Origin of the sequence: Ramlibacter sp. (assembly GCA_019635435.1) — a bacterium.
Lineage (GTDB): Bacteria > Pseudomonadota > Gammaproteobacteria > Burkholderiales > Burkholderiaceae_C > JAHBZM01.
This window is the reverse complement of the sequence record JAHBZM010000001.1, coordinates 2,145,870-2,163,586: the sequence shown is the minus strand read 5'-3', so window position 1 is coordinate 2,163,586 and position 17,717 is coordinate 2,145,870. Positions and strand designations below refer to the sequence as shown.

Annotated in this window: 18 protein-coding genes and 4 tRNA genes; 8 read left to right on the top strand and 14 right to left on the bottom strand. The window is 66.2% G+C overall.

Annotation, left to right across the window (positions count from 1 at the left end; genetic code table 11):
* Positions 1–115 precede the first annotated feature (115 nt).
* The 9 genes from KF796_10445 to KF796_10405 all read right to left on the bottom strand — a co-directional run bounded on the left by KF796_10445 (position 116) and on the right by KF796_10405 (position 5,300).
* On the bottom strand, positions 116–1,336 hold the full coding sequence (locus tag KF796_10445; GenBank protein ID MBX3587053.1) for an RtcB family protein: 1,221 nt from the start codon (positions 1,334–1,336) through the stop codon (positions 116–118).
* 32 nt (positions 1,337–1,368) lie between these two features.
* A complete protein-coding gene (locus KF796_10440) occupies positions 1,369–2,379 on the bottom strand; it encodes a hypothetical protein (protein ID MBX3587052.1) in 1,011 nt (336 codons plus the stop codon).
* A gap of 51 nt (positions 2,380–2,430) precedes the next feature.
* The gene (locus KF796_10435; protein ID MBX3587051.1) at positions 2,431–3,570 is read right to left on the bottom strand and encodes a slipin family protein; all 1,140 of its coding nucleotides are present in this window, start codon (positions 3,568–3,570) and stop codon (positions 2,431–2,433) included.
* Between the two features lie 278 nt (positions 3,571–3,848).
* A tRNA-Met gene (locus KF796_10430) sits at positions 3,849–3,921 on the bottom strand.
* 211 nt (positions 3,922–4,132) lie between these two features.
* Entirely contained in the window at positions 4,133–4,696 is a 564-nt protein-coding gene (locus tag KF796_10425) for an HNH endonuclease (GenBank protein ID MBX3587050.1), read from the bottom strand.
* A 55-nt stretch (positions 4,697–4,751) separates the two neighbouring features.
* On the bottom strand, positions 4,752–4,925 hold the full coding sequence (locus KF796_10420; protein MBX3587049.1) for a hypothetical protein: 174 nt from the start codon (positions 4,923–4,925) through the stop codon (positions 4,752–4,754).
* 45 nt (positions 4,926–4,970) lie between these two features.
* Positions 4,971–5,046: transfer RNA gene (locus tag KF796_10415), tRNA-Asp, on the bottom strand.
* 91 nt (positions 5,047–5,137) lie between these two features.
* A tRNA-Glu gene (locus tag KF796_10410) sits at positions 5,138–5,215 on the bottom strand.
* A 7-nt stretch (positions 5,216–5,222) separates the two neighbouring features.
* Positions 5,223–5,300 (bottom strand) — tRNA-Arg (locus KF796_10405).
* A 635-nt stretch (positions 5,301–5,935) separates the two neighbouring features.
* On the opposite strand from KF796_10405, the gene KF796_10400 reads away from it, so the two are divergent.
* Complete coding sequence (locus tag KF796_10400) at positions 5,936–6,316, top strand: hypothetical protein (protein ID MBX3587048.1); 381 nt, start codon at positions 5,936–5,938, stop codon at positions 6,314–6,316.
* A 59-nt stretch (positions 6,317–6,375) separates the two neighbouring features.
* Here KF796_10400 and KF796_10395 read toward each other — a convergent pair whose 3' ends face one another.
* The 3 genes from KF796_10395 to KF796_10385 form a co-directional block, all read right to left on the bottom strand.
* A complete protein-coding gene (locus KF796_10395; protein MBX3587047.1) occupies positions 6,376–8,274 on the bottom strand; it encodes a potassium transporter Kup in 1,899 nt (632 codons plus the stop codon).
* Between the two features lie 80 nt (positions 8,275–8,354).
* On the bottom strand, positions 8,355–9,041 hold the full coding sequence (locus KF796_10390) for a response regulator (GenBank protein ID MBX3587046.1): 687 nt from the start codon (positions 9,039–9,041) through the stop codon (positions 8,355–8,357).
* Positions 9,038–10,537 carry a DUF4118 domain-containing protein gene (locus tag KF796_10385; GenBank protein MBX3587045.1) on the bottom strand — a complete coding sequence of 500 codons (1,500 nt, stop codon included), beginning with the start codon at positions 10,535–10,537 and terminating at the stop codon, positions 9,038–9,040. The genes KF796_10390 and KF796_10385 overlap by 4 nt, the downstream gene beginning before the upstream one ends.
* 187 nt (positions 10,538–10,724) lie before the next feature.
* On the opposite strand from KF796_10385, the gene KF796_10380 reads away from it, so the two are divergent.
* The 7 genes from KF796_10380 (at position 10,725) to KF796_10350 (ending at position 15,769) form a co-directional block, all read left to right on the top strand.
* Positions 10,725–10,919 carry a hypothetical protein gene (locus KF796_10380; protein MBX3587044.1) on the top strand — a complete coding sequence of 65 codons (195 nt, stop codon included), beginning with the start codon at positions 10,725–10,727 and terminating at the stop codon, positions 10,917–10,919.
* Positions 10,920–10,977: 58 nt separating this feature from the next.
* Positions 10,978–11,454: a CreA family protein gene (locus KF796_10375; GenBank protein MBX3587043.1), complete on the top strand. Its 477-nt coding sequence runs from the start codon at positions 10,978–10,980 to the stop codon at positions 11,452–11,454.
* A gap of 4 nt (positions 11,455–11,458) precedes the next feature.
* The gene (locus tag KF796_10370; GenBank protein MBX3587042.1) at positions 11,459–12,991 is read left to right on the top strand and encodes an MFS transporter; all 1,533 of its coding nucleotides are present in this window, start codon (positions 11,459–11,461) and stop codon (positions 12,989–12,991) included.
* A gap of 102 nt (positions 12,992–13,093) precedes the next feature.
* Positions 13,094–13,453: a DUF1428 domain-containing protein gene (locus KF796_10365; protein MBX3587041.1), complete on the top strand. Its 360-nt coding sequence runs from the start codon at positions 13,094–13,096 to the stop codon at positions 13,451–13,453.
* Between the two features lie 18 nt (positions 13,454–13,471).
* A complete protein-coding gene (locus tag KF796_10360) occupies positions 13,472–14,908 on the top strand; it encodes a DHA2 family efflux MFS transporter permease subunit (GenBank protein ID MBX3587040.1) in 1,437 nt (478 codons plus the stop codon).
* 59 nt (positions 14,909–14,967) lie between these two features.
* Positions 14,968–15,498: an SRPBCC family protein gene (locus tag KF796_10355; GenBank protein MBX3587039.1), complete on the top strand. Its 531-nt coding sequence runs from the start codon at positions 14,968–14,970 to the stop codon at positions 15,496–15,498.
* A gap of 7 nt (positions 15,499–15,505) precedes the next feature.
* Positions 15,506–15,769, top strand: coding sequence for a hypothetical protein (locus KF796_10350; protein MBX3587038.1), 264 nt, complete (start codon positions 15,506–15,508; stop codon positions 15,767–15,769).
* Positions 15,770–15,810: 41 nt separating this feature from the next.
* On the opposite strand, the gene KF796_10345 is transcribed toward KF796_10350, so the two are convergent.
* The gene (locus KF796_10345; GenBank protein MBX3587037.1) at positions 15,811–16,284 is read right to left on the bottom strand and encodes a PaaI family thioesterase; all 474 of its coding nucleotides are present in this window, start codon (positions 16,282–16,284) and stop codon (positions 15,811–15,813) included.
* 64 nt (positions 16,285–16,348) lie between these two features.
* Entirely contained in the window at positions 16,349–17,716 is a 1,368-nt protein-coding gene (locus tag KF796_10340) for a cytochrome c (GenBank protein MBX3587036.1), read from the bottom strand.
* Between the last annotated feature and the right edge of the window lies 1 nt (position 17,717).

Here is a 17,717-nt window from a genome sequence, read left to right as displayed (position 1 = left end):
TGGCTGACTCGCGCATGACGATTGCGATTGATCTGACGGCGTTGAAGCAAGGGTAGACCACCCTGCGACCAAAAAAAAGCCGACCCTTTCGGGTCGGCTCGATGGGCGATGCGTTTCACCCTTTCACGCACACCACCTGCTTGAGCGTGTGCACCACGTCCACCAGGTCTTGCTGCGCCGCCATCACGGCGTCAATGTCCTTGTAGGCCGCGGGCGTTTCGTCAATCACGTCCTTGTCCTTGCGGCATTCAACGCCTTCGGTGGCGGCGCGGTGGTCGGCCAGCGTGAACCGGCGCTTGGCTTCGCCACGGCTCATGGTGCGCCCTGCCCCGTGCGAACACGAGGCGAAGCTTTCGGGGTTGCCCTTGCCACGCACGATGTAGCTGCGCGCGCCCATGCTGCCGGGGATGATGCCCAGTTCACCCGCCTGGGCGCTCACGGCGCCCTTGCGGGTCACGTAAACATCTTCCCCAAAGTGGCGTTCCCGTTGCACATAGTTGTGGTGGCAGTTGACCGCCTCGATGTGGCTCTGGAAGTTCTTGCGGATCACGGTCTTGGCCGCCTCGATCACGCGGCGCATCATCACCTCACGGTTCAGGCGCGCAAACTTCTGGCCCCAGCCCACGGCCCGCACGTAGTCGCCAAAGTAGCGCGAGCCTTCTTCAAAGTACGCCAGGTCACGGTCAGGCAGGTTCACGTTGTTGCGCATGGCGTCCTGCCTGGCCAGTTCGATGAACATGGTGCCAATGGCATTGCCCACGCCGCGTGAGCCCGAGTGCAGCATGAACCAAACCGCGCCCTGCTCGTCCAGGCAGACCTCAATGAAGTGGTTACCCGTGCCCAGGGTGCCCAGGTGGTTGTGGTTGTTGGTCTTGCGCAGCTTGGGGTAGTCACGGCAAAGCTCGGTGAACTCGGGCTCCAGTTGGGCCCAGGCGGTGTCCACCGACCCTGGCACCTTGTGCCAGGCGCCGGGGTCGCGCGCACCGGGTGCGCGGCCATGCGGCACGGCTCGCTCGATGGCCGAGCGCAGCGGCCCCAGGTTGTCGGGCAGGTCTTCAGCCGTCAGCGTGGTTTTGCTGGCGATCATGCCGCAGCCAATGTCCACCCCCACCGCCGCGGGGATGATGGCGCGGAAGGTGGGAATGACCGAGCCCACAGTGGCCCCGATGCCAAAGTGCACATCAGGCATGGCGGCCACGTGCCTGAACACAATGGGCAGCCGCGCCGCGTTGCTGAGCTGGCGTCGGGCCTCGTCTTCCACCGGCACGCCGCGCGTCCACATCTTGATGGGCACGCCGCCGGGGGTTTGCTCTTCGATGTAGTTGGTTTCTTTCATGTTTTTCCTTTTGGCCCGCCATGGCAGGCCGCTCAGGCCACGTGCAGCAAGGTGCGCTTGATGCGTGAGCCGTTTCGTTCAATGCGGCGCCATCCGCTGTTGTCGTTCATGGTGATCCAGCGCCGTTCTTCGGCGCGGTAGAACCAGTCCTTGTCCTGTTGGTAGAACACCTGCGTGCCCGACGCCTCCCAGATGTTGACGATCTCATTGCCATGGGCCCTGATCTCGTCAAAGTCGGTCGTCGCCTTCTGCCCCATTTCACTGTAGTAGCCGTTCAGTTGCAGCAACAGGGTGTTGACCTCTTGCGGCATGCGCTCGGCTTTCAGGCCGATCTTGACGGCCTCATCCAGCAGGATGGGGTAGCTGTGCGACGGGTATTTGGCATTCAGCGTCGCCGCTATCTGCTCGGCCACTGCCTCATCGGCGATGTGGTTGGCCAGCAACTCGCGGCACAGCATGATGGACAGCGATTCGGCGCGATCAACGGCGCCGATCACCAGCGGGTGCACGTATTGGAACAGCGACTTGTAGGCGTTCTCGGCCTGCTCGCCCTGCTGGTCGCGCCACAGCCGGATTACCCGGTTGAGTTCATCCAGGCTGACGTTCACACGGTCGTTGTCACGGTCCACAGGCGACAGCGCATGGTTCAGCGAGGTGTCCACCGCCGTCAGATAGGCGGTAGGCCCCATCAGGATGCGGTCCGCGCCCAGCGCAATCATCGTCGCGGCCGATGCGCACTCCAGCGGCACCAGCGCCACGAGCTGGCGGCAGTGTTGGCGCAGCAGGTTGACCAGGCGCAGCGACACCTGGCCGCTGCCCCCGTCGGACTTGATGAACAGGTACATGGTGTCGTGCCGGCCCAGACGTGCCAGCACGTCATACAGCGCCACCACGTCTGACTGGCACACCGAGCCTCGCGGGTTGTTCCAGTAGCTCACCACAGGGCCGCCCAGACAATCTCCAAGCTGGGCCATCACGGCCTGCGTCCTGGCAAACAGCACGGGCGGCTGTTTGACTTTCTTTTTCTTCTCTTGTGTTTCCATGATGTTGTTTCCAAAGAACGGGGGCGACCAAAGGCCGCCCCCGGAGGGTTGCTAGGGCTTGAGCTTCACTAGCCCGTTGAGCACCTGGTCCAGACCGCCGAAGACGGAGATCTTGTCGATGCGCTCGGCCACACGCTCCAGCGTTTCCAGCTCCTTCAGGCGCAGGGCCACGGGGTTGTCCTCCATGACCTTGGCCGTGTTGAGCAGGGAACGCGTGGCGGCGGTTTCTTCGCGCCGGCGGATCACGTTGGCTTCCGCCGACTTGCCCGCCTCGACCACCTGGGCCAGGATGGTTTTCATCTCGCCGGGCAGCACGATGTCTTTCACACCCACGCCGTCCAGCGCCAGCCCCCACGCGGACAGGCGGCCACGCACATAGGTGGTCACCACTTCGTCGATGACCGTCTTGTTCTCCAGCAGCTCATCCAGCGTGCGGGTGCCCACAGCGGCGCGCAGCCCGAACTGCAGCTCGCGGTACAGGTGTTCCGCGGGCTTTTGCAGCTGGGTGAAGGCCTTGAGCACATCGGTGTAGCGCCAGGTGGCCGCCAGGTTCAGCCGCAGGCTGACTTTGTCGCGGGTCAGGATTTCCTGGCCCGTGACTTCCAGCGACTGCAGGCGCATGTCCACTAGATCCACCGCCACATTGCGGTTGAACTTCCAGAACGCGTACGCACCGGGCACCAGCAGGCGTTCCACCTTGCCGTCAACGGTCAGCACGCCCACCGAGTGTTCGGGCACCTGCACCTGCAGCACACCGGCCAGGCCGGTCACGCCACGTTGGCGCAGCTGGGTCTGCGTCAGGCGGGCCACCGTGCCAGGGGCGAGCTCGGGCGAGGCGACCAGGTCGATCACCTCCACCTGCACGTCCACCAGCCCCTTCCAGTACAGGCGCCGCGTGGTGGGAGCAAGCACTTCCACCAACACGCCGTTCTCGGAACGCAGGCCGGCTTGGGTCTCGCCCAGCTCGACGCGCACGAACTCGGCCGCGACCACCCCGGCTTCCCTGGCCATGAGGTAGTCCGCCAGACTGTGGGCGAATGCGGGTTGGTCGAGCGCGAAGTTTTCCACGCGCAGCGTGTCCAGACCGCTGAACAGCAGGTGACGGCCGGGCCGCAGCACGCGGTCAAAGTCACCATTGCGCAGCAGGATGCCGCGCTCGTTTTTCTTGATGCTGACACGCTTGAATTCCATGGTGTTCTCCTTGTGTTGGATGCGTGTGAATGAAGGGGTGCGCCGCGGCAACGGGGGCTGCAAACGCTGAAGGCACAGGGCCGGGCGTCACGGTGCGCTCAGGCCACCCGGCAAGGCAGCCTGTGCTGGCCGTGGGCGCGGACCGGGCGGTTTCAGCGCCGGCCGCCACCGAGGGCAGTTGCAGGGCTCGTCCGGTCCTGCGTTGCCGCTCGGGGCGGCAACGTCGGATCAGGCTTGCCCCGCGACTGCAGCGGCGCGGGTCTTTCGACCCTGGTTTGCTTTGGAACGGGAGTCGAACCCGTGACCGGTCTTTTATGCAAAGACTGCTCTACCCGACTGAGCTATCCAATGGGGTGGGTGATCCGGGAGTCGAACCCGGCTCGTCGAGGAGGTATCCCCACATCACCCGTATCAACCGTTTCCGGCGGTGCGGCATGTCACCCGCCCACGGGCCAGGCCCGGGCAATGACACCGGCGGGGCGGGCCTTTGCCCCAACCCCGCTCCTGTGAGCGTTCGCCTTCTGCGGAAGATGTGTGGGCTGAACTCTGACTGTGGACAGCCTCAGTTCAGTCGCGATCCTTTGGGCAGGCGAGAGGCCAGCCACAGGTGCACGTCGGCCCGGATGTTGCGGCCCACCAGAAGAAAATCCTCAAAGCGGGTCGGCACATAGGGCAGGTACACCAGGGGCATGCCCGCCTCCTCGGGCGTGCGGTCGGCCTTGCGGCCATTGCACGCGGCGCAGGCCGTGACCAGGTTCATCCACGACCACGCACCCCCCCGCGATGCGGGCAGGATGTGCTCGCACTGCAGGTCGCGCTCGGCAAACACCCGCGCGCAGTACGCGCAGGTGAAACGGTCGCGCCGCAGCAGCTTGGACTTGCTGAAGCCAGGCACCACATCAAACAGGTTGCGTCGGGGCGAGCCGCGCAGGGCGATGATGGGGTGCACCGCCAGCGTGGACTGCACACCCCGCGCCACGCTCCAGCCGCCACGCAGGGTGGCCAGAGGGCCTGCTCCGTCTTCCCACGCCACGCCGTCGGTGGCGTAATGCAGCGCGGCCTGTTCCAGCGAAATCCAGGCCTGAGGGGTTCCCTGGATATCGAGTTGCAGGACATGCGCTTGCATGATGCTTTCCTTTCGTTGCTAAAATTTTTTTTCGTCAAACGGTGGACCATTGCTCTCACCATTCGCCACTCAGGCGAACGCGCTGTGCCAGGTCGGCATCGTCCGCTTCGACCATGCGGCGGCGCCACTGCTTCGTGGCGCGCCAGAGCCTGGCCCAAGCCATTCGGTTCCTCGCCAAGGCGACGACCGGTTGGCGTTGCGGCTGTTCGCCGGTGTGTTGCCGTTTCATGTCGTCCTCCTTGGAAGTTAACGGGTTGGTTGATGTTCTCGGAATTGGCGGTCCGTGCGGGAGTCGAACCCGCGACTTGTTCCTCGACAGGGAACCACTCTGGCCACTGAGCTAACGGACCTCTGAATTTCCGGTGACGGGTTCCGGTGCCGCCCAATCTTTGCGACCGGTTTCCGCAAGCTCTCATTACTGAGGGCTCGCTCTGGTCTTGATGGCGTCGTGTGCGGGAGTCGAACCCGCGATCTCCTGATTGAAATTCAGGTGTCCTTGGCCATCTAGACGAACACGACTTTGATCTGGTGCCCCATGCACGATTCGAACGTGCGACCCCTGGGTTCGTAGGCCAGTGCTCTGATTCCACTGGGCTAACGGGGCGAATGCTTCTCCATTTCGGCTGTGTCTACGCGCGAGCAGACGGCATGACGCCGCCTGTGAGCCTCGCTGCACAACGGTGAGCGACACCCTGCACATCCCGTCGCACCCACTCCAGGGCAGCGCGGCGACGGTGGTGCATAGGCACACCCGAAATGGAGCAGATGACCGGCATGAGACCGGCATCCACTTCTTTCTGCGGAGCTCGCGTCCGGCCAGTACCGGCGCTGCCCCGCGGCAACTTGTTAAAGATCAATTCGCCGCGCCATGACGCAGCGACTTGCAGCGCGATCACTGCAAGCACCCCCAAAAGGAGCGAAAAAAAAGGCCCGGATCCTTGTGGAATCCGGGCCTCTCGAAAGAGCTGATGGAAGAAGCGTCTACACGTCTTCCATTCCCGGAAAAGGGCGATCCTCGCGGCCATTCATCCATGGCTGGATGAACGTGGCGCATACCAACGCACGCCGACCCAAATGGGTCAAGCTGGTTGTGAATGCGGGCTTGGTGATCACGATCGGTTCCTTGTGTTGATAAAAATGGTCATGCCGTTTCAGGCAGTGGGCGAACTGTAAAGAGTCTTTACGATCCGGTCAACACCGGAGACAATTAATTTTTCCGCTGTTGCAGCTTTTCCACACGTGCCCCCAACCACCGTTACCCGCCGCGCCAATGTGGTCGCGCTCTACCAGACCTTTTTGCAGGAGCGCATTGCGGCCGGCGACGCACCCAAGGGCCTGGACCAGACATTTGCCGCCCTGCTGGAAATCTCGCCCAGCATGTGGAGCCAGATCAAGAGTGCCCGCCCCATCAGCGACAAGCTGGCCAGGCAGATCGAACACCACGCCCGCCAACCGACGGGCTGGCTCGATCAGGACCGGGGCACAGCCCGCGCGCCTGATATTGCCGAGGATCGATTTGTGGAACTAGCCAGAAGCGCCTGGCGCGCAGCCAATGCGAAGCGCAAGCGGGACATGACGCGTTGCTTGAAAGAGGCCGCCAAACCACCGCTCGAAACTTGATATGCCGACCTGCCCTGTGGTTGACCTCCAGTGCTCACGCCAGATGTTGCGTAGTGCCGTCAGATCTGAACCCGGGTTCCCAACTCGATCACGCAATTGCCCGGCAAGCGGAAGAAGTCCGCCGCATTGCCCGCGTTGCGGGACATCAGGGCGAAGAGCGCCTCACGCCAGCCAGCCATGCCAGGCCCCCGGGTGGGCACGATGATTTCCCGGCTCAGGAAGTACGACGTTTCAAACAGGTTGATGTCCACGCCCTGGGCAGCACATAGCGAGAGGGCCTGGGGGATGTCCGGAATATTCTTGAAACCATAGTGCACCTCCACCCGCCAGAAGCCGGGCTCCAGTGGTGTGACCTTGACCCTCTCGCCAAAAGGAATCCACGGCACCTCATGGAACACCACATTCAGGATCAGGTTGCGCTCGTGAAGCACCTGGTTGTGCTTGAGGTTGTGCATGAGGGCCTGGGGGACGGTGTCTGGATTGGCCACGGCATAGACGGCGGTTCGCGGCACGCGTTGCGGAAAACTCCCTGCCAGTCCACGAACGAATTGCTGAAGGTCGGGATCATCGCGACGAATGGTGTCCAGAAGAATTTCGCGCCCGCGTCGCCAAGTCGTCATCACCAGGACGATGGCAATACCAGCGGCAATGGGGAACCAGCCCCCTTCCGGAAACTTGAGCGCGCAAGAGGCCACCAGCAGTGCGTCCAGTGCCAGGAAGGCGCCCGTCGCCCCCAGCGCCAGTGGCAGGGGATAGCCCCAGCCATGGCGCACCACAAAGAAGGTCAGCACGGTGGTGATGAACATGGTCAGTGTCACGGCAATGCCATAGGCAGAAGCCAGCGCGCTGGAACTGCCAAAGCCCAGCACGGCGGCCAGCACGGCCGCCAGCAGCACCCAGTTGACCTGGGGCATGTATATCTGCCCGGCATCTCTGGCGGATGTATAGATCACCTTCATGCGGGGCAGCAGGCCAAGCTGGACCGCCTGGCGGGTCATGGAATACGCGCCCGAGATCACGGCCTGCGACGCAATCACCGTGGCCAGCGTCGCCAGCGCCACCGCGGGCAGCAGCCACTCCTGGGGAAACATCCGGTAAAAGGGGTTCTCCAGCGCCGAGGCATCCCGCATGAGCAGTGCGCCCTGCCCCATGTACTGCAATGCCAGTGCAGGAAGCACGTAGCCCGACCAGGCCCACCGGACCGGCCGCTTGCCAAAGTGCCCCATGTCGGCGTAAAGCGTCTCGGCCCCGGTAAAGGCCAGGACGATGGCACCGACAGCCGCAAATACATGCCAGCCCTGTCCACGCAGGAAGGCCAGCGCCTCAAGCGGGTTGAGTGCCCACAATATCCCTGGCTGCCGCGCAACCTGCACCCCACCGGTGAACGCCAACACCGCAAACCACAACAGGATGACGGGACCAAACAGGCGCCCCACCCGCGCGGTCCCCCGGCGCTGCACGGCAAACAGCGCGATCAGCACGGCCATTGATACCGGCAGGACATAGGGCTTGAGCAACGGCGTCACAATTTCCAGGCCTTCCACTGCACTGAGCACCGAGATTGCCGGGGTGATCACGCTGTCGCCGTAAAACAGCGCGGCGCCCGCCATGCCCAACAGCAGCAATCCCGCCCGTCGCTGGCTCTTGCCACCCACCGACTGGGCAGCCAGGGCAGCCAGTGCCAGAACGCCGCCTTCGCCCCGGTTGTTGGCCCGCAGAACCAGCACGACGTACTTGAGCGTCACCACCATGAGCAGGCCCCAGACAATGGTGGAAACGGCCCCCACGATATGCGCCGCGTCCAGGGGGACCTTGGCCACGCCAAATATCTCCTTCATGGTGTAAAGCGGGCTGGTGCCAATGTCGCCATAGACGACGCCCAACGCGCCGAGCATCAGGATGCCCAGTGCCCGCCCCGAGGGTTGCCTGTCAGCTGGGGAAACGAGGGAGTCGCTCATGAATGCCCTGGAAGTTGCAAGACTTTCAATGTGACACCCCGGGTGTCAGGAAAGCATAAGGGCGGGCAGCAGCGGGCGGCTCAGGTGTCCGCCAGCCGGTAGCCCACGCCGGCCTCGGTCAGCAGGTGGCGCGGCTCGGCCGGATTGCGCTCCAGCTTGGCTCGAAGCTGGGCCATGTACAGCCGCAGGTAGTGTGTGTGCTCGGTGAACTCGGCGCCCCAGACGTCAGCCAGCAGTTGCCGGTGCGTGACCACGCGTCCGGCCTGGCGGACCAGGCGGGCCAGCAGCCGGTACTCGGTGGGCGTCAGGTGAACCGGGGCATCGTTGAGGCACACCACATGTCTTTGCAGATCCACGCGCAAATCATCAAGCGCGTGCAGCGTGACGGCTGGCAATAGCGCGGTGCCGCGGTGCCTCAGGCTCACCCGGATGCGAGCCAGCAATTCCCCCACGCTGAACGGCTTGGTCAGGAAATCATCAGCGCCTGCGTCGAGCAGTTGAATCTTCTGCGCTTCCTGGTCACGCGCCGAGACCACGATGACCGGCAGGTTGCCTTGCTGGCGCATCTCGCGCAACAGCACTTCGCCGTCGCCGTCAGGCAGCCCCAGGTCCAGCAGGATCAGGCCGACACCCCCGTGCCGGAACATGGCCTGCGCCTCGCTCAGCGAGGCCGCCGTCAGGACCTCGAACCCCTCCACCGACAGGGCTTCCTGCATGAACCCCCTGACATGCGGATCGTCCTCGACCAGCAACACACGCAGCTTCACGGCATGGCCTCTGACAGATCAGGTTGAGGCTCAAGTGTCAGCGTCAGACAGAATGCCGCGCCACCGCCCTTGCGATTGCGTGCACTCAGGCGTCCGCCATGGGCACTGGCAATGGCATGGCACACCGCCAGCCCCAACCCAGCCCCGCGCAGGCCTGTGTGGTCGCCACGGCTGAAGGGCAGGAACAATCTGGCCTTGAGCTCTTCGGTCAATCCGCGGCCCCTGTCCTTGACGCAGAGGCTGAGTTCCGCCGGCCCCGCCTGCGCGGTCACCTCCACCGGACCGTCGCTGTAGTGAAGCGCGTTGTCGAGCAGATTGGCCAGCAGCCGCCCCATCAGCACCGGTTCCGCGCGCACCAGCGGCAGGCCGGGCTGGACCCTTGTGCTGATGCGTCGATCGGGGTCACGCTGGCGAATGCGCGCCACCGCCGTGCCAACCAGCTCCTCCAGCGACTCCCACTGCAGGGGCAACATGGTCTGTTGCGAGGTCAGGCGCGTGAGGTGCAGCGTGTTTTCTGCCAGGGTATTGAGGTAGGTGGCCTCACTCACGATGCTGCCCATGAGCCGTTCCCGACTGGCATGCGACAAGCGCTCGCCCTGAGTCTGCAGGGAAGTGGCCGCCCCCGTGATCGCGGCCAGGGGGGTGCGAAGATCATGGGAAATCGCCGCCAAAAAGGTGTTGAGCAAATGCTGGCGCTGCGCTTCGCCCTGGGCCGCCAGCACCGCCCTGTTCAACCTCAGCCGCAGCAGGGCCTGGCCCAAAAGCGCGACCAGCGCGGCGGCATGCAGGCGGCCCTCGTTGTCGCCAGCCCGGGCGGGCTGAACCTGCACCACGCCCAGCGTCTCCTCGGCATTTCCCATGGGCAGGTACCAGGCATTCAGACCCGGCCAGCGACCCGTACCCGGCCCCAGAACGGCGTTCTCCTTGACGCATTGCTGCAGCCCCTGGCGCACCAGAGAAGGAACGGACGGTTCGGTCTGCATCGAGCCATCAGGATCCAGCCCGACCAGCAGCACCGGCCCGGCGAAGGCCTGCAGCAAGGCCCGCCGCCCCAACTCACACACCTCCTGAGGGGTTTGAGCGGCACCCAGCTCGGTTGCCAGCCACTGGAGTTGCTGCGCGCGCTGCTCGTTGAGCCGGGCCAGCGCCGCCTCGCGCCGCAGCCCACGCGCCAGATGGCTGATGACCAGAGACACCACCAACATCGCGGAGAGCGCAATCAGATGATCCCGGCTCTCCACTTCGAACGTCCAGCGCGGCGGAACAAAGAGGAAATTGAGTGCCGTGACAGCCGCCACCGCCGTGGCGGCCGAAGCCACCCAGTCCAGAAGATACGCCGCCACCACCACGGCCAGCAGGTACACCATGGCCAGGCTGGTGAGCGACACCTGCGAATCCAGGCAGAAAGCCAGCAAGGTCGCCAGCCCCAGAAGGCCCACCGCCGACAATGCGGCTGCGCTGCGCGTGGTCGGTCGCCCCGTGAATTCGGTGAACATGACCGAAGTGTGGCAGGGGAAGCGTCAGGAATCCATAAGGGCCGCCCACCCCGGCTAGCCGCCTGCAAAGTAAGCCAATCGCCTACAAGCCCACCCGACGAAGCTGACAGCCAAATACCCGCCCCGCCTACCAGAGCGCCCCGGCGCGCCTCGCATCATCAAGCCATTGATGATTTGAAAGCACGCCATGATTTTTCTGTACCCCACCCCCGAGCCGGCCCATGCCGACGCCAGCACCCAGACCCGGCCCACCCGGCCACCGCCGCCGCTGCGCCTGCCGCGCCACCTGCAGCAGGCGCTCAGCAAGCCGCTGGCCACGGCCGATGATGTGGACGAGTTGATGCAGGTCATCCGCGCCGCCGACGCACGCGGCCTGCTCTGACGCCCCGGCGGCAAAGCCGCTACAGTCCAAGGCTGTTTCCCCCAACCAGGACAGAGGGATGAAAAAATACAGCCTCATGATCGCGCTGCTGCTGGCCGCCTGCGGCAAGGCCGGCGGCGAATCGGTCGGCGAAGTCGACACGGTGTTCAAGTTCTTCGGGCCCGACCACAAGATCGTGGTCGACGCCTATGACGACCCCAAGGTCGGCGGCGTGACCTGCTATGTGTCGCGCGCCAAGACCGGCGGCATCAAGGGCGGGCTGGGCCTGGCCGAGGACAAGGCCGAGGCGTCGATTGCCTGCCGCCAGACCGGCCCCATCACCTTCCCCACGGGCAAGCCGCTGGACAAGCAGGAAGAGATGTTCAGCGAACGCATCTCGCTGGTGTTCAAGAAGCTGCGCGTGATCCGCATGGTCGACACCAGGCGCAACACGCTGGTTTACCTCACCTACTCCGACCGCGTGATTGAAGGCTCGCCGCAAAACGCGGTCACCGCCGTGGCGCTGCCGCCGGGCACGGTTATCCCCCTCAAGTAAGCGCATGGCCCCCCTGCCCGGCCCGCAGGCCAGCCGCCGCGAGTGGATCGGCCTGGCCGTGATCGCCCTGCCCTGCCTGCTGTACGCGATGGACCTGTCGGTGCTGAACCTGGCCATTCCGGCCATCACCGCCGACCTCAAACCCAGCGCCGCGCAGATGCTGTGGATCGTGGACATCTACGGCTTTCTGGTCGCGGGCTCGCTCATCACCATGGGCACGCTGGGCGACCGCATCGGCCGGCGCCGCCTGCTGATGATTGGCGCGGCGGCCTTTGGCGTGGCCTCGGTGCTGGCGGCGCTCTCGCACAGCGCCAACATGCTGATTGCCGCGCGCGCACTGCTGGGCGTGGCGGGCGCCACACTGGCGCCGTCCACGCTCTCGCTGATCCGCAACATGTTCCACGACCCGCATGAGCGGCGCATTGCGATTGGGGTGTGGATTGCCAGCTTTTCCACCGGCGGCGCCATCGGCCCGCTGCTCGGCGGCGTGGTGCTGGCGCACTTCAGCTGGCAGGCGGTGTTCCTGCTCGCGGTGCCCGTTATGGTGCTGCTGCTGGTGCTGGGGCCGCTGCTGCTGCCCGAGTTCCGCGACCCGCATGCTGGCCGGCTCGACATTGCCAGCGCCGCGCTGTCCATGGCCGCGGTGCTCAGCATCATTTTTGGCATGAAGCGCATGGCCGAGCACGGGGTCACGCCCCTGGGCCTGCTGGCCATGGCCACCGGGCTGCTGCTGGGCGCGCTGTTTGTGGTGCGCCAGCAGCGGCTGGCCGTGCCGCTGATTGACCTGGCCCTGCTGCGCCGGCCGGGCTTTGGCGCGGCGCTGCTGATCAACATCCTGAGCTTCTTTGCCATGTTTGCGGCATTTCTCTACGAGGCGCAGTACCTGCAACTGGTGCTGGGCATGGCGCCGCTGCAGGCCGGGCTGTGGACGCTGCCCTCGGCGCTGGGCTTCATTGCGGGGTCATTCGTGGTGCCGCTGCTGGTGCGCCGGCTGGGCACGCCGCGCGTGATGGTGGGCGGCCTGGTCATGGGCGCCCTGGGTTTTGCCATGATCAGCCAGGTGGACACCCAGGCACTGGCGCTGCTGGTGGCCGGCACGGTGGTGTTTGCACTGGGCCTGTCACCCGTGGTGGCCCTGACCACCGACGTGGTGATCAGCACCGCGCCGCCTGAGCGCACGGGGGCGGCCTCCGCCCTGTCAGAGACCAGCAGCGAGTTTGGCGGCGCGCTGGGCATTGCCGTGCTGGGCAGCGTCGCCGCGGCCATTTACCGCAACGCCATGGCCGACGCGCTGCCGCCGGGTCTGTCGGCCATGGCCATCGAAGCCGCGCGCAGCACCGTGGGCGGCGCGCTGGCGCTCGCGGCGCAGTGGCCCGAGCCCGCCGGTCCGGCCCTGCAGGGCGCGGCCCGGCTGGCCTTTGTGCAGGGCCTGCGGGCATGCGCGGCCCTGAGCGCCTTGATCATGGTGGCGGCGGCTTTCCTGGCGGCGGCCACCCTGCAACGCCAGGAAACAGCTTCCCCCATTTCCCCGGGTTAACCCTTAGGCAAATGCAGGCTGGGCGATGTCGAATCCTGCCCGGGCTCTTCGTCGTGCAGGCAGGACGCAGATTTTTTTAACCCCTTTTGCAAGGAGATGGACATGGCAAGCTACGTCGATGGCTTTCTGCTCGCGGTGCCCAAGGCCCAGAGCGAGGCCTACCGCCGCCTGGCCCGCAAGGCCGGCAAGATCTGGATGGAGCACGGTGCGCTGAGCTACACCGAATGCATGGCCGATGATGTGAAGCCCGGCAAGCTCACCTCGTTCCCGCAGGCGGTCAAGCTCAAGGCCGACGAGGTGGTGTGGTTCTCGTGGATCACCTACAAGTCGCGCAAGCAGCGCGACGCCGTCAACAAGAAGGTCATGGCCGACCCGCGCATCCAGGCCATGGACCCCAAGACCATGCCGTTTGATGGCAAGCGAATGATCTGGGGTGGCTTCAAGACCCAGGTGGTGTACTGACACGGGCGCCTTGCAACCATGAACTCGTCTTCCTCTTCCCGCCAGCGCTGGCTGGCCCTGATGGTGCTGTGCCTGGGCGTGCTGATGATCGTGCTGGACACGACCATCGTGAACGTGGCCCTGCCCTCGATCCGACAGGATCTGAAGTTCACCGAGACCTCGCTGGTCTGGGTGGTCAATGCCTACATGCTGACCTTTGGCGGCTTTCTGCTGCTGGGCGGGCGGCTGGGTGACCTGTTCGGCCACCGCCGCATGTTCCTGGCCGGCATCGTGCTGTTCACGCTGGCCTCGCTGGCCTGCGGCGTGGCCCATTCGCAGGGGCTGCTGGTGGCGGCCCGCGCGGTGCAGGGCCTGGGCGGCGCCGTGGTGTCGGCCGTGGCGCTGTCGCTGATCATGAACCTGTTCACCGAGCCTGGCGAGCGCGCCAGGGCCATGGGCGTGTACGGCTTTGTCTGCGCGGGTGGCGGCAGCATTGGCGTGCTGCTGGGCGGCCTGCTCACCAGCACGCTGAGCTGGCACTGGATCTTCCTGGTCAATCTGCCCATTGGCGTGGCCGTGTATGCGCTGTGCCTGCGGCTGATCGCCCCGGGCGCTGGCTCGGCGGGCCAGCGGCTGGACGTGGCCGGCGCGCTCACGGTCACGCTGTCGCTCATGCTCGCGGTGTACGGCGTGGTCAACGGCAACGAAGCAGGCTGGCGCTCCGGCCAGACGCTGGGGCTGCTGGGCGCGGCGGCGCTGCTGATGGCGGCGTTCATCGCCATCGAGTCGCGCGTGGCCGCGCCGCTGATGCCTCTGGCGCTGTTCCGGCTGCGCAATGTGTCCACCGCCAACGTGGTGGGCGTGCTGTGGGCGGCGGCCATGTTTGCGTGGTTCTTCATCTCGGCGCTGTACCTGCAGCTGGTGCTGGGCTACAGCGCCATGCAGGTGGGCCTGGCCTTCCTGCCCGCCAACCTGATCATGGCGGCGTTCTCGCTGGGGCTGTCGGCGCGCATCGTGATGCGCTTTGGCATCCGCGGGCCGCTGGCCACGGGCCTGGGCCTGGCCGCCGTGGGCCTGCTGCTGTTTGCCCAGGCGCCGGCCGGTGGCCAGTTTGCCGTGCATGTGCTGCCGGGCATGCTGCTGCTGGGCCTGGGCGCGGGCATTGCGTTCAACCCGCTGCTGCTGGCCGCCATGAGCGACGTGAGCCCGGCCGACTCCGGCCTGGCCTCGGGCGTGGTCAACACCGCCTTCATGATGGGCGGCGCGCTCGGCCTGGCCGTGCTGGCCAGCCTGGCGGCCGCGCGCACCACGGGCCTGCTGGCGCGCGGCGTGGCGCTGCCGCTCGCGCTCAACGGCGGCTACCAGACAGCCTTTGTGGTGGGCGCCGTGTTTGCCGGCGTGGCGGCGCTGCTCAGCGCGCTGCTGATCCGCACCGGTGCCGCCACCGGGATGGCGCAGGCCGCACCCGCGCACTGACGCGGCGCCCCGCCCACCTTCGTCATTTCAGTCATCCAGTTTTCACCCGGGAGTTCCTCATGCTCAAAACCATTGCCCTCGTCGTCGTCCTGCTCGTTGCCGGCGTGCTGATCTACGCCGCCACCAAGCCCGACAGCTTCCGCATCGAACGAAGCATCACCATCAAGGCGCCGCCCGAGAAGGTGCATGCGCTGATCAACAACTTCGACGCCTGGCCCCGGTGGTCGCCCTGGGAAAAGAAAGACCCGGCCATGAAGCGCACCCGCAGCGGCCCGGCCAGCGGCGTGGGCTCGGTCTATGCCTGGGACGGCAACAAGAACGTGGGCCAGGGGCGCATGGAGATCACCGAATCGGCCGTGCCCGCGCGGGTGCTGATCAAGCTCGACTTCATCAGCCCGTTCGAGGCCCACAACATGGCCGATTTCACGCTCAAGCCGCAGGGCGACGGCACGCTGGTGAACTGGGCCATGTTCGGCCCCAGCCCCTACATCAGCAGGCTCATGACCACGTTTTTCAGCATGGAGGCCATGGTCGGCCCCGACTTCGAGGCCGGCCTGGCCGACATGAAACGGGTGGCGGAGGCAAACTGAGGCCCGCATGCCGCCCTTCTTCAAAACCAGCCAGGTCTGGGTGATCGAGTTTCTTTTCGACGGGCGCGCACGGCGCTGGCTCAAGGCGTTCCCGCAAGGCACTGATGTCCCGGCCGAAATGGCCCGCCTGCTCGAGGACTACTACGGCAGGCGCCAGCAGCTGGAGCAGGTCCGGCTGGCCACGCCCGAGGAAGAGGAGCAATACATCCGCGGCGAGGTGCCCGTCAACCAGCTGTGCCCCACGGGTCGGGGGCCCACGGGACAAATTTAGGTCAAACAGGGCTGGAGTCCAGGACTGGCGGCCACTCTTTGCTATTTATTTCGGAGCAAAAGCGGGTCGCGGTCGGTGCCGTCGCCGATCAGCGGGCCCTGCTTGAAGATGCCGCTCACGCGCAGCGCGGGGGCGCCATCGGCGCTGACCAGGCCCTGGATGAACATCATGTTGCGCGTGCTGCGCAGCACGTCGGCCTGGCCCTGCACCCAGGCGCCCAGCAGCGCGGGCGCGAGGTAATCGATCTGCAGGCTGATGGTGGGCAGGAAGCGGCGCTCCCCTTCGGCCTGGTACATCGCGGCCATGGGCAGCAGCATGTCGGCAAAGGTGGCGAGCATGCCGCCGTGGCACATCTTCAGCGGGTTGGCGTGCCGCGGCTCGACCCGGAAGCCCAGCAGCAGGCGCTCACCGTCCAGCCGCGCGTACAGCGGGCCGTTGAAGCTGATGAACGGCCCGCCCATGCGGGCAGGGCGAAAGCCTTCGGGGACAGGCGTGTCGGCGGCGGGTTCGGTCATGCACGCATGCTAGCCGCGCCGCCACGGCGGGCGCGTCGAACTGGCGACACGCCCGCTGCCAGGGTCAGCGTGCGGCGCCCTTCGCGGCGGCCTGCACGTCGGCCCTGACCCGCGCCACCTGCTCGGGCGTGACGGGCGCCGCCCGGTTGCCCCAGCTGCTGCGCATGAAGCTCAGCACGTCAGCCACGTTGGCGTCGGTCAGGCGCCAGCCCAGGGCCGGCATGGCCAGTTGTGACGGCGCCTCGGCGGTGCGCGCCATGGCCGAGCCCTGCAACACGATGCGGATCAGCGAGGTCGGGTCCGACGCGGCCACCGCGCTGTTGTGCGCCAGCGAGGGGAAGGTGCGGCGCGCGCCCTCTCCGTCCGTGCGGTGGCAGGCGGCGCAGTTGTTGAGGAACACCAGCGAGCCGGGCTTGGTGGTCTCGCCCTGGCGCAGCGCCGCCGCTGTGGCGTCGGTCGCGGCCGGCGGCGCGATCACGGCCGCGTCACCCTCGCCGCCAATGGACTTGAGGTAGCCCGCAATGGCGCCCAGGTCCTCGCGGCTCAGGTGCTGGGTGCTGTTGCTCACCACCTGGGTCATGGGTCCGAACGCGGCGGTGCGGGCCGTGCGGCCGGTCTTGAGGTAGTCCACGATCTCGGTGGTTGACCAGGTGGCCAGCCCGGGCGTGACGCTGTTGCGCAGCGGCTGCGCGTACCAGCCATCGATCACCGCGCCCGACAGGAAAGCCTCGCCGCCCTGCTCCGAGCGGGCCTTCTCGGCCCCGGTGAAGCTGCGCGGCGTGTGGCAGGCGCCGCAGTGGCCCAGGCCCTGCACCAGGTAGGCACCGCGGTTCCACTGCGCGCTGCGGGCCGGGTCGGCCTCAAACGGCTTGTCGGGCAGGTAGCGCCAGTTCCACAGCGCCATCAGGCCGCGCATGCTGAACGGCCAGGCCAGGTCGGTCACGGGGTTGTCCTGGCGCGCGGGCGGCACCCCCTTCATGAAATAGGCGTACAGCGCCTGCAGGTCGGCGTCACTCAGCCGCGAGAAGCTGGTGTAGGGCATGGCCGGGTACAGGTGGTGGCCGTCGCGGGCCCGGCCTTCGCGCAGGGCGCGCGTGAAGTCTTCCTGCGTGTACTGGCCAATGCCCTGCTGCGGCTCGGGCGTGATATTGGTCGAGATGATGGTGCCAAACGGCGTCTTCATCGGCAGGCCACCGGCGAACGGGGCGCCGCCCGGGCGGGTGTGGCAGCTGATGCAGTCGCCCGCCCGCGCCAGGTATTCGCCGCGCACCACCGCCGCGTCGCGCGGGTCGGGCACGGAAGCGGACGCGGGCGTGGGCGCGGGATCAGCGGCTGGCACTGTCGCTGGCGGCTTCGACTGTGCCGTCGCGCCGGCACAGGCCAGCGCACACAGCGCGGTAGTGAAGAAGGCCCGAAGGCAGGTCCATGCCATG

Excerpts from the sequence above, each read along its gene's own strand:
- KF796_10445 (MBX3587053.1), bottom strand. The coding sequence starts at position 1,336 with ATGAAAGAAACCAACTACATCGAAGAGCAAACCCCCGGCGGCGTGCCC.
- KF796_10440 (MBX3587052.1), bottom strand. The coding sequence starts at position 2,379 with ATGGAAACACAAGAGAAGAAAAAGAAAGTCAAACAGCCGCCCGTGCTG.
- KF796_10435 (MBX3587051.1), bottom strand. The coding sequence starts at position 3,570 with ATGGAATTCAAGCGTGTCAGCATCAAGAAAAACGAGCGCGGCATCCTG.
- KF796_10425 (MBX3587050.1), bottom strand. The coding sequence starts at position 4,696 with ATGCAAGCGCATGTCCTGCAACTCGATATCCAGGGAACCCCTCAGGCC.
- KF796_10420 (MBX3587049.1), bottom strand. The coding sequence starts at position 4,925 with ATGAAACGGCAACACACCGGCGAACAGCCGCAACGCCAACCGGTCGTC.
- KF796_10395 (MBX3587047.1), bottom strand. The coding sequence starts at position 8,274 with ATGAGCGACTCCCTCGTTTCCCCAGCTGACAGGCAACCCTCGGGGCGG.
- KF796_10385 (MBX3587045.1), bottom strand. The coding sequence starts at position 10,537 with ATGTTCACCGAATTCACGGGGCGACCGACCACGCGCAGCGCAGCCGCA.
- KF796_10380 (MBX3587044.1), top strand. The coding sequence starts at position 10,725 with ATGATTTTTCTGTACCCCACCCCCGAGCCGGCCCATGCCGACGCCAGC.
- KF796_10375 (MBX3587043.1), top strand. The coding sequence starts at position 10,978 with ATGAAAAAATACAGCCTCATGATCGCGCTGCTGCTGGCCGCCTGCGGC.
- KF796_10370 (MBX3587042.1), top strand. The coding sequence starts at position 11,459 with ATGGCCCCCCTGCCCGGCCCGCAGGCCAGCCGCCGCGAGTGGATCGGC.
- KF796_10365 (MBX3587041.1), top strand. The coding sequence starts at position 13,094 with ATGGCAAGCTACGTCGATGGCTTTCTGCTCGCGGTGCCCAAGGCCCAG.
- KF796_10360 (MBX3587040.1), top strand. The coding sequence starts at position 13,472 with ATGAACTCGTCTTCCTCTTCCCGCCAGCGCTGGCTGGCCCTGATGGTG.
- KF796_10355 (MBX3587039.1), top strand. The coding sequence starts at position 14,968 with ATGCTCAAAACCATTGCCCTCGTCGTCGTCCTGCTCGTTGCCGGCGTG.
- KF796_10350 (MBX3587038.1), top strand. The coding sequence starts at position 15,506 with ATGCCGCCCTTCTTCAAAACCAGCCAGGTCTGGGTGATCGAGTTTCTT.
- KF796_10345 (MBX3587037.1), bottom strand. The coding sequence starts at position 16,284 with ATGACCGAACCCGCCGCCGACACGCCTGTCCCCGAAGGCTTTCGCCCT.
- KF796_10340 (MBX3587036.1), bottom strand. The coding sequence starts at position 17,716 with ATGGCATGGACCTGCCTTCGGGCCTTCTTCACTACCGCGCTGTGTGCG.